At 47.0% G+C, this 18,160-nt stretch carries 16 protein-coding genes; all 16 read right to left on the bottom strand.

The window, feature by feature from the left end:
- Nucleotides 1-296: 296 nt before the first annotated feature.
- The 16 genes from mobB to pta all read right to left on the bottom strand — a co-directional run bounded on the left by mobB (nt 297) and on the right by pta (nt 18,048).
- On the bottom strand, nt 297-779 hold the full coding sequence (gene mobB / locus SWOL_RS03950; protein ID WP_011640208.1) for a molybdopterin-guanine dinucleotide biosynthesis protein B: 483 nt from the start codon (nt 777-779) through the stop codon (nt 297-299).
- Between the two features lie 44 nt (nt 780-823).
- Complete coding sequence (locus SWOL_RS03945; RefSeq protein WP_011640207.1) at nt 824-2,119, bottom strand: amidohydrolase; 1,296 nt, start codon at nt 2,117-2,119, stop codon at nt 824-826.
- Between the two features lie 271 nt (nt 2,120-2,390).
- Nucleotides 2,391-3,053, bottom strand: a complete 663-nt coding sequence (locus SWOL_RS03940) for a class II aldolase/adducin family protein (protein WP_011640206.1) — start codon at nt 3,051-3,053, stop codon at nt 2,391-2,393.
- Nucleotides 3,046-4,086 (bottom strand): S-methyl-5-thioribose-1-phosphate isomerase, encoded by a 1,041-nt coding sequence (mtnA, locus tag SWOL_RS03935; RefSeq protein ID WP_011640205.1) that lies wholly within the window; start codon nt 4,084-4,086, stop codon nt 3,046-3,048. Before mtnA ends, SWOL_RS03940 begins: the two co-directional genes overlap by 8 nt.
- Nucleotides 4,083-4,874 (bottom strand): S-methyl-5'-thioadenosine phosphorylase, encoded by a 792-nt coding sequence (gene mtnP / locus SWOL_RS03930; protein ID WP_011640204.1) that lies wholly within the window; start codon nt 4,872-4,874, stop codon nt 4,083-4,085. Before mtnP ends, mtnA begins: the two co-directional genes overlap by 4 nt.
- 207 nt (nt 4,875-5,081) lie before the next feature.
- Entirely contained in the window at nt 5,082-6,407 is a 1,326-nt protein-coding gene (ftsY, locus tag SWOL_RS03925) for a signal recognition particle-docking protein FtsY (protein WP_081424776.1), read from the bottom strand.
- A gap of 26 nt (nt 6,408-6,433) precedes the next feature.
- Entirely contained in the window at nt 6,434-10,009 is a 3,576-nt protein-coding gene (smc, locus tag SWOL_RS03920) for a chromosome segregation protein SMC (protein ID WP_011640202.1), read from the bottom strand.
- Between the two features lie 12 nt (nt 10,010-10,021).
- Complete coding sequence (locus SWOL_RS03915) at nt 10,022-10,999, bottom strand: biotin--[acetyl-CoA-carboxylase] ligase (RefSeq protein ID WP_011640201.1); 978 nt, start codon at nt 10,997-10,999, stop codon at nt 10,022-10,024.
- Between the two features lie 403 nt (nt 11,000-11,402).
- Nucleotides 11,403-12,491, bottom strand: a complete 1,089-nt coding sequence (locus SWOL_RS03910) for an elongator complex protein 3 (protein WP_011640200.1) — start codon at nt 12,489-12,491, stop codon at nt 11,403-11,405.
- Between the two features lie 229 nt (nt 12,492-12,720).
- Nucleotides 12,721-13,422, bottom strand: a complete 702-nt coding sequence (gene rnc, locus SWOL_RS03905; protein ID WP_011640199.1) for a ribonuclease III — start codon at nt 13,420-13,422, stop codon at nt 12,721-12,723.
- Nucleotides 13,412-13,663: an acyl carrier protein gene (locus tag SWOL_RS03900; RefSeq protein ID WP_011640198.1), complete on the bottom strand. Its 252-nt coding sequence runs from the start codon at nt 13,661-13,663 to the stop codon at nt 13,412-13,414. Before SWOL_RS03900 ends, rnc begins: the two co-directional genes overlap by 11 nt.
- A gap of 16 nt (nt 13,664-13,679) precedes the next feature.
- The gene (gene plsX, locus SWOL_RS03895; protein WP_011640197.1) at nt 13,680-14,642 is read right to left on the bottom strand and encodes a phosphate acyltransferase PlsX; all 963 of its coding nucleotides are present in this window, start codon (nt 14,640-14,642) and stop codon (nt 13,680-13,682) included.
- Between the two features lie 165 nt (nt 14,643-14,807).
- Nucleotides 14,808-14,978 carry a 50S ribosomal protein L32 gene (gene rpmF / locus SWOL_RS03890; protein ID WP_011640196.1) on the bottom strand — a complete coding sequence of 57 codons (171 nt, stop codon included), beginning with the start codon at nt 14,976-14,978 and terminating at the stop codon, nt 14,808-14,810.
- Nucleotides 14,979-14,997: 19 nt separating this feature from the next.
- Entirely contained in the window at nt 14,998-15,504 is a 507-nt protein-coding gene (locus SWOL_RS03885) for a YceD family protein (protein ID WP_041427375.1), read from the bottom strand.
- A 183-nt stretch (nt 15,505-15,687) separates the two neighbouring features.
- Nucleotides 15,688-16,881, bottom strand: coding sequence for an acetate/propionate family kinase (locus SWOL_RS03880; protein ID WP_011640194.1), 1,194 nt, complete (start codon nt 16,879-16,881; stop codon nt 15,688-15,690).
- Nucleotides 16,882-17,055: 174 nt separating this feature from the next.
- Nucleotides 17,056-18,048 (bottom strand): phosphate acetyltransferase, encoded by a 993-nt coding sequence (gene pta, locus SWOL_RS03875; protein ID WP_011640193.1) that lies wholly within the window; start codon nt 18,046-18,048, stop codon nt 17,056-17,058.
- Between the last annotated feature and the right edge of the window lie 112 nt (nt 18,049-18,160).

Raw genomic sequence — 18,160 nt, 5'->3', positions numbered from 1 at the left:
AAGGCTAGGTCTGCGTCAAGGAGACCAAATAGAAATATCCATAATTGATGATAGCCTTCTTTAAAGGAAAACAAGTGAATTAATATCCTTTCGTTATCGAAGATGATCCCATTTTTAACTTTTATTGGCATGAGTGAAGGTCCGGAAGACCTGAGCGAAAAGCATGATGAGTAATATTTATGGAAATAATGATGAATAATAAACCGGGTACTTGCCGATAGCAGTACCATACTGGCCATAATTAACCATAACGATAGCAGACATCAAGCAACAAGTGAGATAAGCCAGGTTAGGAATTAAAGTGAAATAATGAACCGGCAAAGTTCTTCGATTTCCTCAAAATTAAAACAGGGCAAATCATCATCAATGGTAAAATCGGAGACCCGGGCGATAATGTTTTCTGCATCGATAAACTCTATACCGGTTACCTGACGTAAGACTTCGATTTTAGGATAAGCTTCCTTTTTATATCCTTCGGTAATAATCAAATCCACTGTGAGCGGAATTTGGGTCAGAATCTCCTGTAAATCCGGTTCCCTTTCATGTCTCAGGTAGTGAATAGACAAGGCCGGGGAAACAGCGCAGACCATTTCCGCCCCAGCACTAAATAGAAGATCGGAGTCGTGTTCCCCATCTGTATCCAGGACATGGGATGTATGCTTAATCACTGCTACTTTAAAACCAGTTTGTCTAAGTTTTTCAATTACCCGCCTTAATAAAGTTGTCTTGCCGGAATTATGCCGACCAATAAATGAAATTATTTTCACTATTAAAAGCATTCCTTTCACGGAATAATCCGGGGGCATTCCCCGGACTTATTCAGTTACTTCCCCACCAATTTCCGGGCTGTTTCCCGGGCTTTAGCCAGCACTTCCTGCTCGTCAAAAGTCTTGATTTCCCGGTTTTCCATCACAATTTTTCCATCAATTATCACGCTATTCACATCGCTGGCCTGAGCGGAATAAACGATATTGGCCAGAAGGTCATAACGGGGGGTCATGTGGGCCTCCTTTAAATTCATGATAATCATATCCGCCCGGTATCCCGGCTCCAATCGTCCCAGCTCATTCCCCATCCCCAGGCTGATGGCTCCATTGGCCGTGGCCATCTCCAGAGCCTGGTAAGCCGGCAAAACCATGGGATCCATAGTGTTTACCTTATGTAAAAAGGAAGAACTGCGCATCTCCTGCAGCATGTCCAGATTATTGTTACTGGAAGCTCCATCGGTACCCAAAGCTACTGCTATACCGCTTTCCAGCATACGCGGTACCGGCGCTATTCCACTGGCTAGCTTCATGTTGCTTTCCGGGTTATGGGCTACACCCACCTGGTACTGATGCAATATCCCGATTTCCTCCTCGTTGAGGTGAACACAATGAGCCGCCAAGACCTGACGTCCTTGAAAAAGCCCCAGGGATTCCAAATGAGAAACCGGCGTTTTTCCATATTGCTTCAGTATATCCTCATATTCCACCCGGGTCTCCGCTACATGAATATGTATACCTGCTTGCAGTTCATCGGAGAGTTGCATAACCCTTTCCAGGTAAGCCGGAGGGCAGGTATAGGGAGCATGAGGCCCCAGCCGGAAAGAAATCCTGCCACCGGCCTGGCCCTGCCATTTCCCAATGAGCTCGCGGCTGTCCTCAATGGCCTGCTCGCTTTCCGGTCCCACTCCTACCATTCCCCGTGCTAAGACTGCCCTCATTCCGCTCAATTCAACCGCCCGGGCCACCTCATCCATACAGAAATACATATCATTAAAAGTGGTAGTACCCGACTTAATCATCTCCACAATAGCCAGCATGGTACCCCAATAGATATCTTCCGGGGTCAGTTTCGCCTCCAGGGGCCAGATTTTGTTTTCCAACCATTCCATCAGAGGCAGGTCATCCGCATAACCCCGCAAAAGGGTCATGGCTGCATGGGTATGGGCATTGATAAAACCGGGGAGCAGCACCTGGTTTTCACCATCGATTATATGGTCAAATTCCCCTTCCGGAGCTTTCCCCGTCCCCAGCTCTTTAATAAAAACATCTTCAATCAAAAGATAGCCTTTCTCTATGAAAGAATTACTTCCGCTTACAGGGATAATGCTGATATTGTCTAAAAGAATCCTCACTTCTATTCCCCCCTATTAATCAACCCTTTGATACGTTTGACACGGGGACGGGGTTGTTGACAACTTCGTCCTTCTATGTCACGGGGACGGGGTTGTTGACAACTTCGTCCTTCTGCGTCTAAAACATTGTCATGCTGTCACGGGGACGGGGTTGTTGACAACTTCGTCCTTCTGCGTCTAAAACATATTTTTCTTATTAACCACCCATGGCCCAGAGCCACAACCAGTGATGAAAAGCGGGTTAGTATCCGTGTCACTCCTCACCAATTAATCAATCCTTCTTCTGCCCATAATTCTCAAAAACCTGGCGCAGGCTTAAAATATCTTCAGCTCTAAGGGAATGCAACGGTCCCAGTATACGAGAATAAATGGCAATGCGGGCCGTGCGCTCAGCTACCAGGCAAACCCGCAGGGCCTCCGGCAAATTCCCCCCCAAACCCAACAGCCCGTGATTGGCCAGCAAAACCGCCCTTTTGTCCTTGCCCAGGACCTTGAGGACATTTTCCGCCAATTGCCGTGAACCGCAGAGGGCATAGGGGGCTACCCTAACCTCATGCCCAATTACCTGAGCCGCCTCTTCCAATATTACCGGGATATTCTGCCGGGCCACCGCAAAGGCCGTGGCATAAAGACTATGAACATGTACAATAGCGTTTATTTCCGGGCGTTTTTTATATATTCCCAGATGCAGCGGGGTTTCCACCGATGGTTTATATTTACCGGCCAAAACCTTTTCTTCTCCATCAAGCAAAACCATATCTTCCGCATCCATCTGATTATAATCCATTCCACTGGGGGTGATAAGCATCAGACCCTGGCCGGACACCCTTAAACTCACATTACCCCAGGTTCCGCTTACCAGACCGGAGGAAAATATCTCCTGAGCAGTTTGCAAAAGCTCATTCCTTTCCTGCTGGTATTGCAATCTATTCACCCTCTCTTCCCCATATTTTAATGGCAGCACCGAAGGGAGGCCGTATAATTCCCTTTTCGCAAATGATAGCCGTAATCAAATGTTCAGGGGTGATATCAAAAGCCGGATTGAATACATCCACTACCGGTACCGTCAGGCAGCTTCCTTTAATAGTTCTTACCTCTTCTGCACTGCGTTCCTCAATAGGAATTTCTCCGCCTTGCTTAATATTCCAATCAAATGTAGATAGAGGAGCAGCTACATAAAAAGGAATACCGTGGTATTTCGCCAGTACCGCCAGGGAGTAGGTACCGATTTTATTGGCGGTATCACCATTGGTGGCTATACGATCGGCTCCGGTTATTACTGCATCCACCTTTCCCAGGCTCATGGTATAACCTGCCATATTATCAGTAAGCAGAGTAACCGGAATCTTATCCTGCCAGAGCTCCCAAACGGTTAAACGGCTCCCTTGCAATACCGGCCTGGTTTCACAGGCCCAAACCATCTCAATCTTATTTCTCCGGGCCGCCGAGCGGATAACTCCCAGAGCAGTGCCATAGCCACAGGTAGCCAGAGCCCCGGCATTGCAGATGGTCATAACCCTGGAGCCTTCGCCGAGCAATTCCTGCCCCTGCTCCCCGATAGCCTCATTGACCCGGATATCCTCTTTATAAAGATTTTGGGCTTCCTGACATAAACGCCTTGCCAGTTCCTCTGGCGATAGATGGTGATTCTCCCGGTAAACCCTTTCCATCCTCTCCAAAGCCCAGAAAAGATTGACCGCAGTAGGGCGGGTCGCTGCAAAAAGTTCCTTCATCCGGGAAAAATACACATCCCTTGCCTCCCCGGTTCCAGAATAGCCCGAAAAAGCCATAGCCAAGCCAAAAGCGGCCGTAACACCAATAAGAGGCGCCCCCCGTACTTTCAATCCCTTTATGGCCGCAACCACTTCTTCCGGGCGCTCACATCTTTCATAGACCAGCTCTTCCGGCAGGCAATTCTGATTAAGTATCATCAAAGCCTGTTCCTCATAATACAGATTTCTAATCATTTCATAGCTCCGGGTTCGTCAAGTATCTTCCGGCAGTTACATCTCTTCTCCTCAGTAATATACTTGAGGCTGCTCATCATGAGGCTTCTGGCCAACTCAATATTTCTTTTCATCAACTCCAGAACCTCACTATGGGTCAAAATACCCGTCGTTATACCGGCCGCAAAATTAGTCACTATGGCCACAGTGGCATAGCAGATGCCCAGCTCTCGGGCCAGGCATACCTCAGGAACACTGGTCATACCCACCAGCTGTCCCCCCAATTGTTTAAACATCATAATCTCCGCTGCAGTTTCAAAACGCGGTCCCTCGGTGCAGACATAAGTGCCCCCATTTTGGACCTGAATCTCCAGTTCTCTACCGGCCTTTACCAGAGCCTCCCGCAACTCGGGACAATAAGGAACAGTCATATCACAGTGAACCACCCCCGCTTCCCCACCTTCGTAGAAAGTGCTCCCGCGGTTTTTGGTAAAATCCAGGAACTGGTCGGCCAGGACAAACTGCCCGGGTTTAAATTCAAAATGCAATGAGCCTACGGCAGCTGTGGCCAGAATATTCTTAATCCCCAGTTGTTGTAAAGCCTTGATATTGGCGCGGTAATTGATCAAATGGGGTGGAATGCTATGCTCCAAGCCATGCCGCGGGATAAAGGCCACTTCCATCCCGGCATATTTCCCTAGCGAAACTTTTACACTTCCATAAGGAGTTGTTTCAACAATCTCCCTTACATCTTCCAACAAGCAGGGGTCATAGACACCCGTACCTCCGATTATTGCCGTTTTTACCAAAGATTTTTCCTCCTTTATTGCTTGAATAAATATACCGCTCCAGCGTCCTTAATAGCGACCGAAGGGAGCATCAGTTGTACCCGATAGGGCGCTACAGGATGTATATTTATGTAACCCTTCTGCATCAAAAGGGTTTTTGCAGTGGCGTGTCATAGCTACAAATAATATATCACGGAACGGCCCTTTGTCATCTTTTATCAGGCTCTCTTAATCTCCTCCATTTTGGGCAAAAAGGGCCTCGGTAAATATTTGGGGAGAAAAGTCGCGCAAATCTTCCAAACCCTCGCCGATACCCACCAATTTAACCGGTATCTTAAGCTCCTTTTCCACCGCTAGTATAATTCCGCCTTTGGCCGTTCCATCCAGTTTGCTCAAGATAAGCCCGGTAACCCCAGTAGCTTCCTCAAATATTTTAGCCTGGCTGATAGCATTCTGTCCCGTGGTAGCATCAAGTACCAGCAAAACCTCATGAGGAGCTTCCGGAATTTCTCTTTGAATTATATTCTTTATCTTACTTATTTCTTTCATCAGATTGGCTTTATTTTGGAGCCGGCCGGCCGTATCGATGATCAATATATCCGCATGGCGGGCCTTGGCCGCATGTATGGCATCAAAAACCACCGCCCCTGGATCAGAACCCTCCTGGTGTTTGATTAATTCCACACCCACCCGGTCAGCCCAGATATTAAGCTGATCGATAGCGGCTGCTCTGAAAGTATCCGCGGCCCCCAGCAACACCTTTTTGCCTTCTTCATGGAAACGGTAAGCCAGCTTGGCTATGGAAGTAGTTTTACCGGCTCCATTAACTCCCACCACCAGAATAACCGCTAATTCCCTCTCGGGAATATTCAACGGTACATTGTTATATTCCAAAAGCTTTCTCACTTCGTCCTTTATAAGTTCCAAAACCTCAGAGGAATCGTGCATTTTTTGCTTTTTGGCCGCTTGCTTAATATTATCTACCAATTCAATCGTGGTATTTACACCGACATCAGCCTGTATAAGGATTTCCTCCAATTCCTCCCAGAAATCATCATCCAGCTTTTTGGAGCTTTTCACCAGAGCTTCGATTTTACCAATGGTATTTTCCCTGGTCTTACTCAAGCCTTTTTTGAGCTTGTCCAAAAATCCCCACTTACTCTTCTTTCCATTGAGCTCCTTTTCAGCCGCATTCTCTTCCCGCTCAACAGCCTCAACAGCTTCAATAGATTCAACCGATTCAATAGCTTCAATAGATTCAACCGATTCAATAGATTCAATAGATTCAGCATCATGAGCGGGCTGAGCCGGCTCCTTTTCCCCGGCCCGGCCATTCTCCTTTTTAGTCTTAAAGCGGTCAAAAATGCTGCTATGGCCATTCTCTCCAGCCAAAGAAGGAGAAGCGGCTTCCTCGCTCCCACTTTCCTCCACGCTTAGTGTATCCTGGGGTTCTTCTTCTGGACTCTCCCCTCCTGGCTCTGCTTCCTTTTCCCATGGAATCTCTTCATTTTCCTTGTCCTTTTTCTTAAATTTAAAACGATCGAAAAATGCCAATTTCCTTATCCCACCCCGTAAATATTTTATCCAGCCAGGCTTTCCGCTTCAAAAACATTCAAGGTTAAAACTGCCGAAACCCCTTCTTCCGGCATAGTTATACCGTAAATGTTCTCTCCTGATTCGATAGTTGCCTGGCGGTGAGTAATCACAATAAACTGAAGACTCCGGGACATAGCCGTGATAAATCCAGAAAAACGCTGGAGATTAACCTCATCCAGCGAAGCATCAATTTCATCCAACACACAAAATGGAACCGGCCGGAGTCTTAGCAGAGAAAAAATGAAGGCTATACAGGTCAGAGCCCTTTCCCCGCCCGATAAAAGGTTTAAGGATTGGCTCCTTTTACCCGGCATCTTTACCTCGATATCAACCCCCGCCTCCAGGCGATCCACCTCAGCTTCAATCCGCAAGCTAGCCTCGCCGCCACCAAATATCTCGCTGAAGGTATTTTTAAAGCTCTCATTAGCCAGGAGCAGGAAGCGGGAAAAGTCCTGCAGCATCAATTTTTCCGTTTTTTGCAAGAGCTCGTCCAGAGAATCGCGGGCCGAAGACAAATCATCATATTGTTGTTTGACGAAATCATAGCGCCCGCTGACTTCCTCATATTCCTGGATGGAAGCAATATCTACTGAACCTATTGCTTCTAATTGCTGTTGCAGTATGGCGATTCTTTTCCTGGCTTCTCTTATTTCACCCGGGGTCAAGAGTTCCTCCGCCGGGAAAGCTGCTTCGGCAGCGAATTTTTCCCGCCAGCGGCTTTTAAATCCGTCCAGTTCAACTTCCAGGCGGGCAGCTGCAACTTCCAGATTCCTGACTCCAGTTTCCAAACGGGCCAGGCTTTCCCGGGCGGGAATCATCTCCTGGCGGTATTTTTCTATCAACGCCCAGTTCCCTTTTTCCTTCTCTTGCATTTGCCTGCTCTCCGCTGACAGGCGGGCCAGATCCTCCGTCTTATTTTCGAGCTCTTTTTTAAACTGCTCCATCCGGCTTTCTTCCTGTCTAATTTCCAGCTGCAAAGACTGCATTAATTGGCGGGAATCATCCCGGGATTGCTGGTAAGAAGCCCTTAGCTCTTCAAATTGAGAGAGGTTTTTCTTTATGTTTTCCAGTTCTCGCCCCTTCATATCCAATTGCTTTTTGTACGAGAGCAAGCGTTCCCGGAAAACTTCGTAATCACGCCTCTTCACTTCCATCTTATCTTTGAAATTCTCCAAATCAATCATAAGCTTCTGGTTTTCCTGCTCTATATCCCCCAGTTTTTGATGAAGCAAGCTGGTTTCTCTTTCGATTTCTGCTGCTTCCCTATCCAGCCGGGAAAGCTGTTCCAAATAGCCATCCCGCTCCCTTTCATCATCCAGCAGTTCATGGGCTAAATCCTCTTTCTGCTTCATCATCATATCACAACGGAACTGGCTTTCCAGCAAATCGTTTCGGGCCCGGGAAATAACCTGTTCCAGCTCTTGCCAACGGGATTCCACCTGTTTTTGCTCTCTGCGGTTATCTTCCCGCGCCTGTTCATTTTCCTGCTGCCGCAGCAAAAGCTTCTTCTCCTCGGCCCGGCGTTGCAGCGGGGTTTGCGTCGGAGATGCTTTCTTACCCCCAGTTATGGCACCGCTCACATTTATTAATTCCCCGTCCAGGCTAACGATACGGCAAGGCAAAGATGATTCTCTAAATATTCGGATGCCCCGGGACAGATCTTCTACCAGCAGAACCCGCCCTAGAAGATATTCCACTGCCTTGGCAAATTTTTTATCATAGTGAACCAAGCGGGAAGCTAAACCCAAAACCCCATCCTGGACCAGGATTTTCTCCACGACTGACCCGGGCAAAGGCTTAACCTTCAAAACATCCAGGGGTAAAAAGGTAGCCCTCCCCAGTTCCTGGACTTTGAGATAGTCAATCGCCTCCCGTACCTCTTTCTCACTGGCCACCACTATATTCTGCAAACCATTTCCCGCCGCCACATCAATGGCCAGTTCCATACCCGCAGGCACCTCCAATATTTCCCCGAGCACACCCATAATTCCTTGTAGTCTTCCGCTTCGGGCCTGCTTTATAATAGACTTCACCGCCGGGGAATAGCCGGTTAGATTCCTCTGCAAGTCTTTTATAGCCAGAAGCTGGTTATTGATCTCTATGGAACGCTGGTTGAGTTCCCGGTAACTATCATTGAGGTTTTGCAAAACTTTAGCCAGCTCATCTTTTTCCCGGCTCAACTCCGCAATAAAAGACTGCTTTTGACCGATTTCCGCTTGCAGTGCTCGTATTTCCTCTTGGCATTGCAGATGGCCTTTTCGGCCTTTTAGTAGTTTGGCCGCCAACTCTTCAATATGTATCTTTAGCCTTTCCTTTTTCTCCCTGGCCTGGCTCAGCAGCTCCGCTTTTTCGGCCAGCTCATTTTTAAGCTGGCTCTCCTGCTTCATTTTATCAAAAACCAGAGCCTTTTTTTTATCAAAATCACCTTTAAATCCGGCTATAATACTTTCCATTTCCTGGACTTCGTGTTCCAGTTCGTTATATTCCGCCACCCTTTGGGCCATATTCTGCTGTTCTTTATCATAATCCACGGAACAGAGATGCAAATCCCTTTGAATATTATCCAGCAAAATCAGCTGCTTTTTTTCGTCTGCGACAGCATCATCTATCCGTTTATTATTATTCTTGATTCTCTCTTCCCCCAGCCTGATTTCTCCCTGCAGCAAATTCAGCCGGGATTCCAGCAGGTGGCGCTGCTCCCCCAGTTCACCCAGGGAAAGCTGCTGTCGGGCGAGCCCTTCCTCCTCTTCCCGCAGTTTGGCTTCCAGTAGCGCCACTTGACCAGCCTGAGCCTGTATCTCATTCTGCTTTTGAATAAGGTCCCTAGACTTTTGCTGCCAATCCTTTTCCGTCCGGGCCAATTCAAAGCCCAAAACCGATTTGTCCAGCTCCTGGCATTCGCTATTTAAAGCCATATAAAGCCGGGCCTTCTCCGCTTTTCTAAACAGCTCCTGCCGGCGCAAATCCAGTTCCTCCAATATATCCCCCAGGCGCAGGAGGTCATTGCTGCTATTAAGTATGCGTTTTTTGACCTCATCCCTTTGCTGGCGATATTTTATCACCCCAGCCGCTTCCTCCAGCATCAGCCTGCGGTCCAGGGCTTGCCCGTTTAAAACCTCTTCCAGTTCCCCCTGGCTAATTATTGCATAACCCTTCTTACCCACTCCGCTTCCGCTGAGAAGGTCGGAAATATCCTTTAAGCGTACCCGTGACTTATTCAGGTAAAACTCGCTTTCACCAGAACGATGCACCTTGCGTCCCAAGGTAATTTCGCTAAAATCCAAAGGCAAGCTATGGTCACTATTATCAATGACCAATTCTACGAAAGCCATGCCCAGGGCCTTTTTCTTATCGCTGCCATTAAATATAACATCTTCATTCTTTTGTCCCCGTAACTGGCGGATGCTGGTCTCTCCCAAAACCCAGCGTATAGCATCAACAATATTACTCTTCCCGCAGCCATTGGGGCCAACCACAATATTCAAGCCCGGGTTCAGTTGCAGCTCAGTATTATCAGCAAAAGACTTGAAACCCTTTATATCCAGTCGTTTTAGATACAACTAGCCTCCTCCTCACTCCCCAGCCAATAAGGCAACATCTCCCGTATTAAGGCATTCTATACTATCTCCGCTATCAATAATAAGATTACCCTGTTCATCAATATTCAGATTTAAACCTTCCACCGAACCTCTAGGAGTATCCAGTCTAATCATCTTCCCTAAATGGAAACAGCGGCTTTTATACTCTTTTCTTATATCTTCAAATCCATTTTTCAGGAATTCATAGTAGTATTCCTCTATCGATTGCAGCACCCGCAGTAAAACCTCACCCATTTGATAATAAGTCCCGCTCTCCTCCCAAAGAGAAGTTGCCGTTTTAGCCAACCCCCGGCCCAGGGAAGCCCGGTCCATATTAACATTTATGCCTATTCCCACCACCAGATAATCCGCCTGTTCCAGTTCACCACTCAATTCCAGTAATATGCCCGCCACTTTTTTCCCATTTATGTAGACATCATTAGGCCACTTAATCATCTGCGGGTCAAAAAACTGGAAGCTATCCAGGGCCTGGCTGATAGCTACCGCAAAAACCAGGGATAATAGCACCACTTCTGACAGTGCCAGCTCTGGCCGGAGAATTATAGAAAACCACAAACCTCCCAGGGGAGACTGCCAGCTTCTTCCCCGCCGTCCTTTCCCCCGGCTCTGCTGCCGGCTAATAATTACGGTTCCTTCTGCCGCCTGTCCCTCCCTAATCAGCTTCTTGGCCATCTCATTAGTCGAATCAAGTTCCGGAAAGAGATGCAGCTTCCAGTCCAATCGCGCAGTAGATAACGCAGCCTTTATACTGTCCAGCAACAAGACATTGTAGCTTTCTTCTATACAGTAGCCTTTTCCGCTAACCCCGAGTATAGCATAGCCCTCACCTTTAAGGTTTTCAATATGCTTCCACACCGCCACCCGGCTGATGCCCAGCTTTTCGGCCAGTTCCTTTCCCGAAACATATGCTCCAGGACTTTGACAGAGTTCACCCAATATTCTTTGCCGCACAATAATGGCCTCACTTTACTTGCGTGTCAAGGGGACGGTTCTCTTGTCACCGCAAACCCTACCCCTTACTCGTGTCAAGGGGACGGTTCTCTTGTCACCGCAAACCCTACCCCTTACTCCTTACTTTTCTTACTAACCCCCCATGGCCCAGGGGCCGCATCCACCTATGAAAAGTGGGTTAGTATGCGTGTATAATAAAATGTAGTTTCCAAATACCCCTTCTAATCATCGCTGTCTGGCGACCATTCCGTCTTCCGCCTTCCACCTTCCGTCTTCCACCACTCTAACAAGCTATTTAGACATCCAAAGAGTAAATCCTCTTTATATTTGGTATTTTTTTACATCGAGATACGGACGGGACAAGTAGACAGGTCCCGTGTCCCCCCTTCAATAAGTTAACAACTTAAGTGCCTGGCACCATATTGTCGATAAATTTGAGACGGGATAAAAGCAAGACCGGGGCGGAGGCATCAATAGTTCCTACCCCCACGCTATCACGTGCGAAACCCTCAATCCCCCGGACCTTAATTAGTTCAAGTCCAAACTGCTCTTTGAGGTAATTCAGGTTAGAGCGCCGCTGTCCGGTGACTTTGGATATGTCACGCGGGTGGACAAAGAGTAGCAGCTGCGGGTGACGACCATGAGCCGTAAAGAACTGCTCTATAGCCTTGCCAGCCTGCGCTTTAAAAGCCTCCTGTTCAACCAGTTCCCCAAAAGCGGGATGGAAAGGACCTGCTACCACGCAGCCTTCGCGCCGCAGTTCTTCTCCCGGCTGCAGCCCCATGCGAATTACCGGAATATTCTCTTTTTGAAATTGGAGATAGACAGCCAAGCTATTTTGTAGGGCTTCAGCCAGGGTGAGGGGGATATACTTCCCCTTAAGATAGAGTTTTTCCAGGTAAGTACCGGCAATTACCAGGGTAGGATAAATCCTGACCATATCTGGCCGCAGTTCGATAACCTTCGCAACCGTCTTCATATCCAACTCCAGCCTGTCACCCGGCAGGCCAATCATAAGCTGTATTCCCAGGCGAAAACCATATTCCTTAATTAGCCGGCAAGCTTTAAAAACATCCGCCGCCTGGTAACCCCGCCACGATGCTTTTAAAACCTCATCTGACAGGGATTGCACTCCCAGTTCGATAGTTCTGACTCCCCACTGCTGGAGAAAATCCAGAATCTGCGCATCTATGCCATCCGGGCGGGTGGAAATCCGTATACCCTGTACCCGCCCATCCTGCAAATAGCGGTTAATCGTTGCCAGGTACATCTCTTGCCTCGCCTTTTCCACCATCGTAAAATTCCCGCCAAAAAAGGCAATCTCCACTTTACTGCCTGCAGGAATAGTTGCTAAATGATTCTCCACGATGCTTAATACTTCCATTTCCCCAGGTATATCCTGGGTAGCGCTAATCCGGTTTTGGTCACAAAAAACACAGGTAAACGGACATCCCAGGTGAGGAATAAAAATGGGGATATTTATATGCTTCATAAGTTTATTTTTCCTATTCTAATAAATATATCATAGGGTATATCACAGGGACGGTTCTTCTGATATATATCAGAAGAACCGTCCCTGTGATATATACTTACTAACCCCCATGGCCAGGAGCGACAACCACCGATGATAGTGAAGTGGGTCAAGTTATCGGCAAGGGAAATGGGGGCATCGTAGAAAAAGGCTTATTTCGTAATAATCTCAATCTCAATAAGTTAACAACTTAAGTGCCTGGCACCAGATTATCCTGTAGGACTTTTTGGGCCGCTTTTTGCTCCGCCTCTTTTTTACTCTTACCTTCCCCTGTAGCCAAAAGCTGCTCACGATAATAAACTCCGGCTACAAAGACCTTGGCATGAGCCGGACCGCTTTCTTCAATAATGGCATAGCTTACATTTTCCTTATCCCTGGCCTGTACCAGTTCCTGCAGTTTTGATTTGTAATCATAATAGTCCCCACTGGCTGTTTCGCTGATAAGTTCCTCCAGTTGCCTTATAATAAAACGCTGGACGGTTTCCAGGCCTTGATCCAGGTAAATGGCCCCGATAACCGCCTCCACCGCATCAGCCAGAATGGACTTCCTTTTCCTGCCCCCGGACATTTCCTCCCCTCTACCCAGCAACAGATATTGCCCCAGATTGATATTACGGGCGAAAATAGCCAGTGCGTCTTCACAAACAACCTTGGCCCTAATCTTGGTTAATTCTCCTTCCGCTTTCCTTCCGTAATGATTATAAAGATACTCCGCCACTACCAGGTTTAATACCGCATCCCCCAGAAATTCCAGCCTCTGATTATTGGCCACCGTGTTCTTTTCCTGGGCATAGGATGGGTGGGTTAGAGCCATAGTGATGAGTTCATTACTGGAATAAGGCAGTTGTTTGTCTTCCAGAAAACGCTGGGCGATCCTTCTCTCATTTTGCATTTTTACTCTGTTTCAGGAATTCGTACAGGTCATTGATAAGGCTGCCAATGGTTTCATAATCCTTTTGCTCTTCTTCCGGAAACTCGACATCATAGATATCTTCCAGGGCCATTATCATTTCTACAATGTCGATAGAATCGGCTTCGATTTCGTCAAAGGTGGTATCCATTTTAATCAAATCCACATCAATATCCAGTTGTTCCGCCAGTATTCTCCTGGCTTTCTCAAAAAACTCCTGCACAAAAACAACCTCCTTTTCAGCCACTAATTTTGCTCAGTTCCAGTTGCTGCATTTCAATTATATTCTTATTATAACAGTCTTCGGCTATCCTCAAACCATTATATACCGCTTCTCTTTTAGAACTACCGTGACATACAATGCTCAGCCCATTGATTCCTAAAAGCGGAGCACCGCCGGTCTGGGTATAATCCAAGCGCTGGAAAAAAGCCGGCATCGGCCCGCCCGCACCAAGGATACCTTGGGCTATGAAGAGGGCCATACCTTCCATGGTTTTCAAAAGGACATTCCCCGTAAAGCCATCGCAGACGATAACATCACTTTTGCCAGTGAATATATCCCTTCCTTCAACATTTCCCGTAAAGTTTATCCCAGACTGCTGGCGTAGCAGCGCATAGGTTTCCATAGTGACAGTATTACCCTTGCTTTCTTCCTCCCCGTTGTTTAACAAGGCCACCCGCGGCTGTTCCACCCCATAAATAATGGAAGCATAGGTTTTCCCCAACAATGCAAACTGCAAAAGCTGCCTGGGTTTGCAGTCAACATTGGCCCCTACATCAATCAATAGGGTATAAGCTCCGGTCATATTAGGTATAGATGCTACGATAGGTGGGCGCTCAATTCCCTCCATCCTCCCCAATATAAAGATGGCCGCGGCCATCTGGGCTCCGGTACTGCCACAGGAAATAATGGCATCAGCCTTTTTCTCTTTAACCATCCGGCTGGCTACCACGATAGAAGCATCTTTTTTCCTGCGAATTGCTGTAGCCGGCGATTCCTCCATAGTTATTACTTCACTGGCATTAACCACAATAAGCCGGGAAGGATCATAGCTGTATGATTTTAATTCCTGCTTGAGCAGTTCTTCCTGACCTACCAGAAAGATCTGCCGTTCTTCTTCCTCTGCCACCCATTTTACCGCTCCTGCAACTATTTCCAACGGAGCATAGTCTCCCCCCATGGCATCAACCGCTATCCTCATAAAAACCTCCTTAATAAACAAAAAGCAAGCTACCGGTCTGTAAAAGACTAATACCTTACTTTTTGAAAACTCCTTCTAGCATTAACTCCAACTGAAAAGTAAATAGGTAAGTTCTTGGGATTTACTAGTATATAAACCCCTTACCCCTCACTCCTCACCTTATTACTACATCACCTTATTGCTTTTGTAGTATCCGCAATTCAAACAGGCCCGGTGTGGCATTTTCAGTTCATGACACTGGGGACACTCCACCAGTCCAGGTTTATCGATTTTCCTCCACTCGGACCGGCGCTTATTCTTACGCGCGTGTGACTGTCTTCTTTGGGGAACTCCCATGGTTCAAAACCCTCCTTCATTATTTTATTATGTTCTTAAGCTTTTCCCAGCGGGGGTCGATTTCTTCGCTTTCACACTGGCATTCTTCGAGATTACGATTTACTCCACAGCGGGGACAGAGCCCCTGGCATCCCAACTTGCATAAGGGGTTAATGGGAATACTCATAAAAAGGGCTTCCTCTACACAGGGACTTATATCCACCTGGCCCGGATCATGAATGATTATGTCCTCTTCCAAATCCGCATATTCCGAATACTTGGCTTCCAGGATATTACAAGCCAGTTCCGCATCTACCGGAACTATCGCTTCTCCCAGGCAGCGGGAACAGGGTAGTTGTAAAGTAGTTCTGACACGGCCCCGGGCTACAAAAATCTTTCCCGTATTATCAACCAGCAACTTTACCTGCAGCGGTGCTGCAAATTTCCCGCCAACTTCCTTAAGGAAATCGTTTCTCCCGGCTGTTTCCAGGTAAAACTCTTCGCTTTCTTGCGGGTGAAGTTTTAGCCTCCTAAGGTCAATCTTCATTCTATCCCCCATGCCCAGAGGGCACAACCAACAATGAAAAGTAAGACATCCCATAAAAACACCAGATTAATTATAGTCTGCCCCAATTAGCCTTGTCAATATTTCCATACCCTGCACTAACCTGATTCATCCCGCAGAAAAACCAAGAGGCGGGATAAGCCCGCCTCTTTAGCTGAAACTCTATTATTTCGCCAGGTTGAAAGTATCTCTGGCAATAACCAGTTCTTCGTTGGTGGGGATAAGGAAAATTCTGACTTTGGAATCGGCAGTAGCCACATCCACTTCTTTTCCTCTGACCTTGTTCTTCTCAACATCCATCTTGATTCCCAGATAATCCAGATTGGCGCAGACATTTTCGCGAATGTCGATGGCGTTTTCACCTACACCAGCAGTAAATACCAGGCAGTCAACACCATTCAATTTAGCAATGTAGTTGCCGATATAGCCTTTAACCTTGTTGTAGTAAACATCAAGGGCAATCTTGGCTCTTTCATTACCGGAACCAGCCGCTTCCAGAATGTCTCTGAGGTCATTGGAAACACCGGATAGTCCCAGCATACCAGATTTCTTATTGAAATAGTTGTTGGCTTCGGAAGAATTCATGCCCAGTTTGTCCATCAGGAAGAAAACAATAGCCGGGTCAATGTCGCCGGAGCGGGTACCCATTACCAAGCCTTCCAACGGAGTGAAGCCCATGGAAGTGTCTATTACTTTGCCATCCTTAATGGCCGCCATACTGGCACCATTGCCCAGGTGCAGGGTAATTATCTTGCATTCTTCATAAGGCTTGCCCAGCATTTCAGCTGCCCGGTGAGCTACATAGAAATGGGAAGTTCCATGGAAACCATATCTTCTTACCCGGAATTTCTCATAGACATCATAGGGCAGAGCGTACATGAAGTTAGCCGGTCCCATAGTCTGATGGAAAGCAGTATCAAAAACAGCCACATGCTTTACATTGGGCATCAGTCTCTGGCAGGCTTCAATTCCCATCATATTGGGAGGATTGTGCAGAGGTGCGATTTCGAAGCATTCCTTAATAACTCTCTTAACCTCATCATCGATAACTACGGATTCAGCAAAACCCTCGCCGCCATGAACCACGCGATGGCCAACTGCACCGATCTCATCCATGCTCTTTATACAGCCATACTCTTCGTTGACCAGAACTTGGAGAACCAGTTCCATACCTGCAGTATGATCAGGCAGGTCTTTTTTAATCGTAACTTTGTCTTTGCCCAGGGGGCTGTGATCCAGGGTGGTGCCAGGAATACCTACACGGTCAACCAGACCTACAGCCAGAACGGATTCATCCGTCATGTCTACAACCTGGTATTTGATGGATGAGCTGCCTGCGTTTACTACCAGAACCTTCATTTTTAAACATACCTCCTCAATTTATTTGTTGTTGTTTTCTTTTTCACAATATTCTTTAGAATATATTCTTCAGAGTTTTTCAGAATCCTTCGTAATCTGAAGAAAAAAGGAAACTACTGCCCCTTCCTAAGAAGGTGGTTAATCACCGGCCTTTTAGTGTAACTACTTGTGTTCTTATGATCTAACTGCCGTCATCGCTACCACATTGACGATATCCTCAACACTGCAGCCGCGGGAAAGGTCGTTAACCGGCTTGGCTATTCCCTGTAGAATCGGACCAATAGCCTCAGCTTTGGCTGTCCTCTGCACCAGTTTGTAGCCAATATTTCCTGCCTGGATATCCGGGAAGATAAGCACATTGCAGTCACCTGCTACCGGGCTGCCCGGAGCTTTGGAGGACCCAACACTGGGAACTATAGCTGCATCCAATTGGAATTCTCCATCAACCTTCAGTTCAGGGAATTTCTCTTTGGCAATAGCCGTTGCCTGAACCATTTTATCTACCATTTCATGGCTGGCACTGCCCTTGGTAGAGAAAGAAAGCATGCCGATTTTCGGATCTTTCATTCCGCAAAGGTCAACAGCCGTCCCTACTGAAGCCTTGGCAAATTCAGCCAGCTGTGCTGCGGTCGGGTCAATGGTAACCGCACAGTCAGCGAATACAAATACTCCGTTGTCACCATAGGAGCAGTTGGGCACGATCATAATAAAAGCGCCTGATACGGCAGAGATACCGGGAGAAGTTTTAATGATCTGGAGAGCAGGCCGTAAAACATTGCCGGTAGTGTTCTCGGCTCCGGCTACCTCACCATCAGCCTTATCCATTTTAACCATCATCGATGCAAAAAAGAGGGGATCGAGCATGGTGGCTTTGGCTTTGTCCAGGTCAACACCTTTTGACTTGCGCATTTCATAGAAAGCCTGTACAAAATCATCAAAAAATGGAGCCTTTTCCGGGTTGATAATTTCAGCGCCGGAGATATCCGCTCCAATTTTACTGGCTATGCCCTTGATAGCTCCCTCATCGCCCAGAAGAATGGGACGAGCCACCTTGCTATCAACAATTCCCTTGATAGCTTGAATTGTTCTTTCCTCAGTTCCCTCAGGAAGAACAATGGCCTTGACATTTTTTGCTGCTTTTTCTTTAATTTGTGCTATAAGATCCATTCTTTTACCTCCTTGTTTTTGATTACATTATGTACGCTCAGACTCTCCTCATACATTCTAGCATAAATGAATAGCCGGTGGTAAAATTTATGATACTAGAAAATAACAGGAG

Origin of the sequence: Syntrophomonas wolfei subsp. wolfei str. Goettingen G311 (assembly GCF_000014725.1) — a bacterium.
GTDB lineage: Bacteria > Bacillota > Syntrophomonadia > Syntrophomonadales > Syntrophomonadaceae > Syntrophomonas > Syntrophomonas wolfei.
This window is presented reverse-complemented; position numbering and strand designations above follow the sequence as displayed.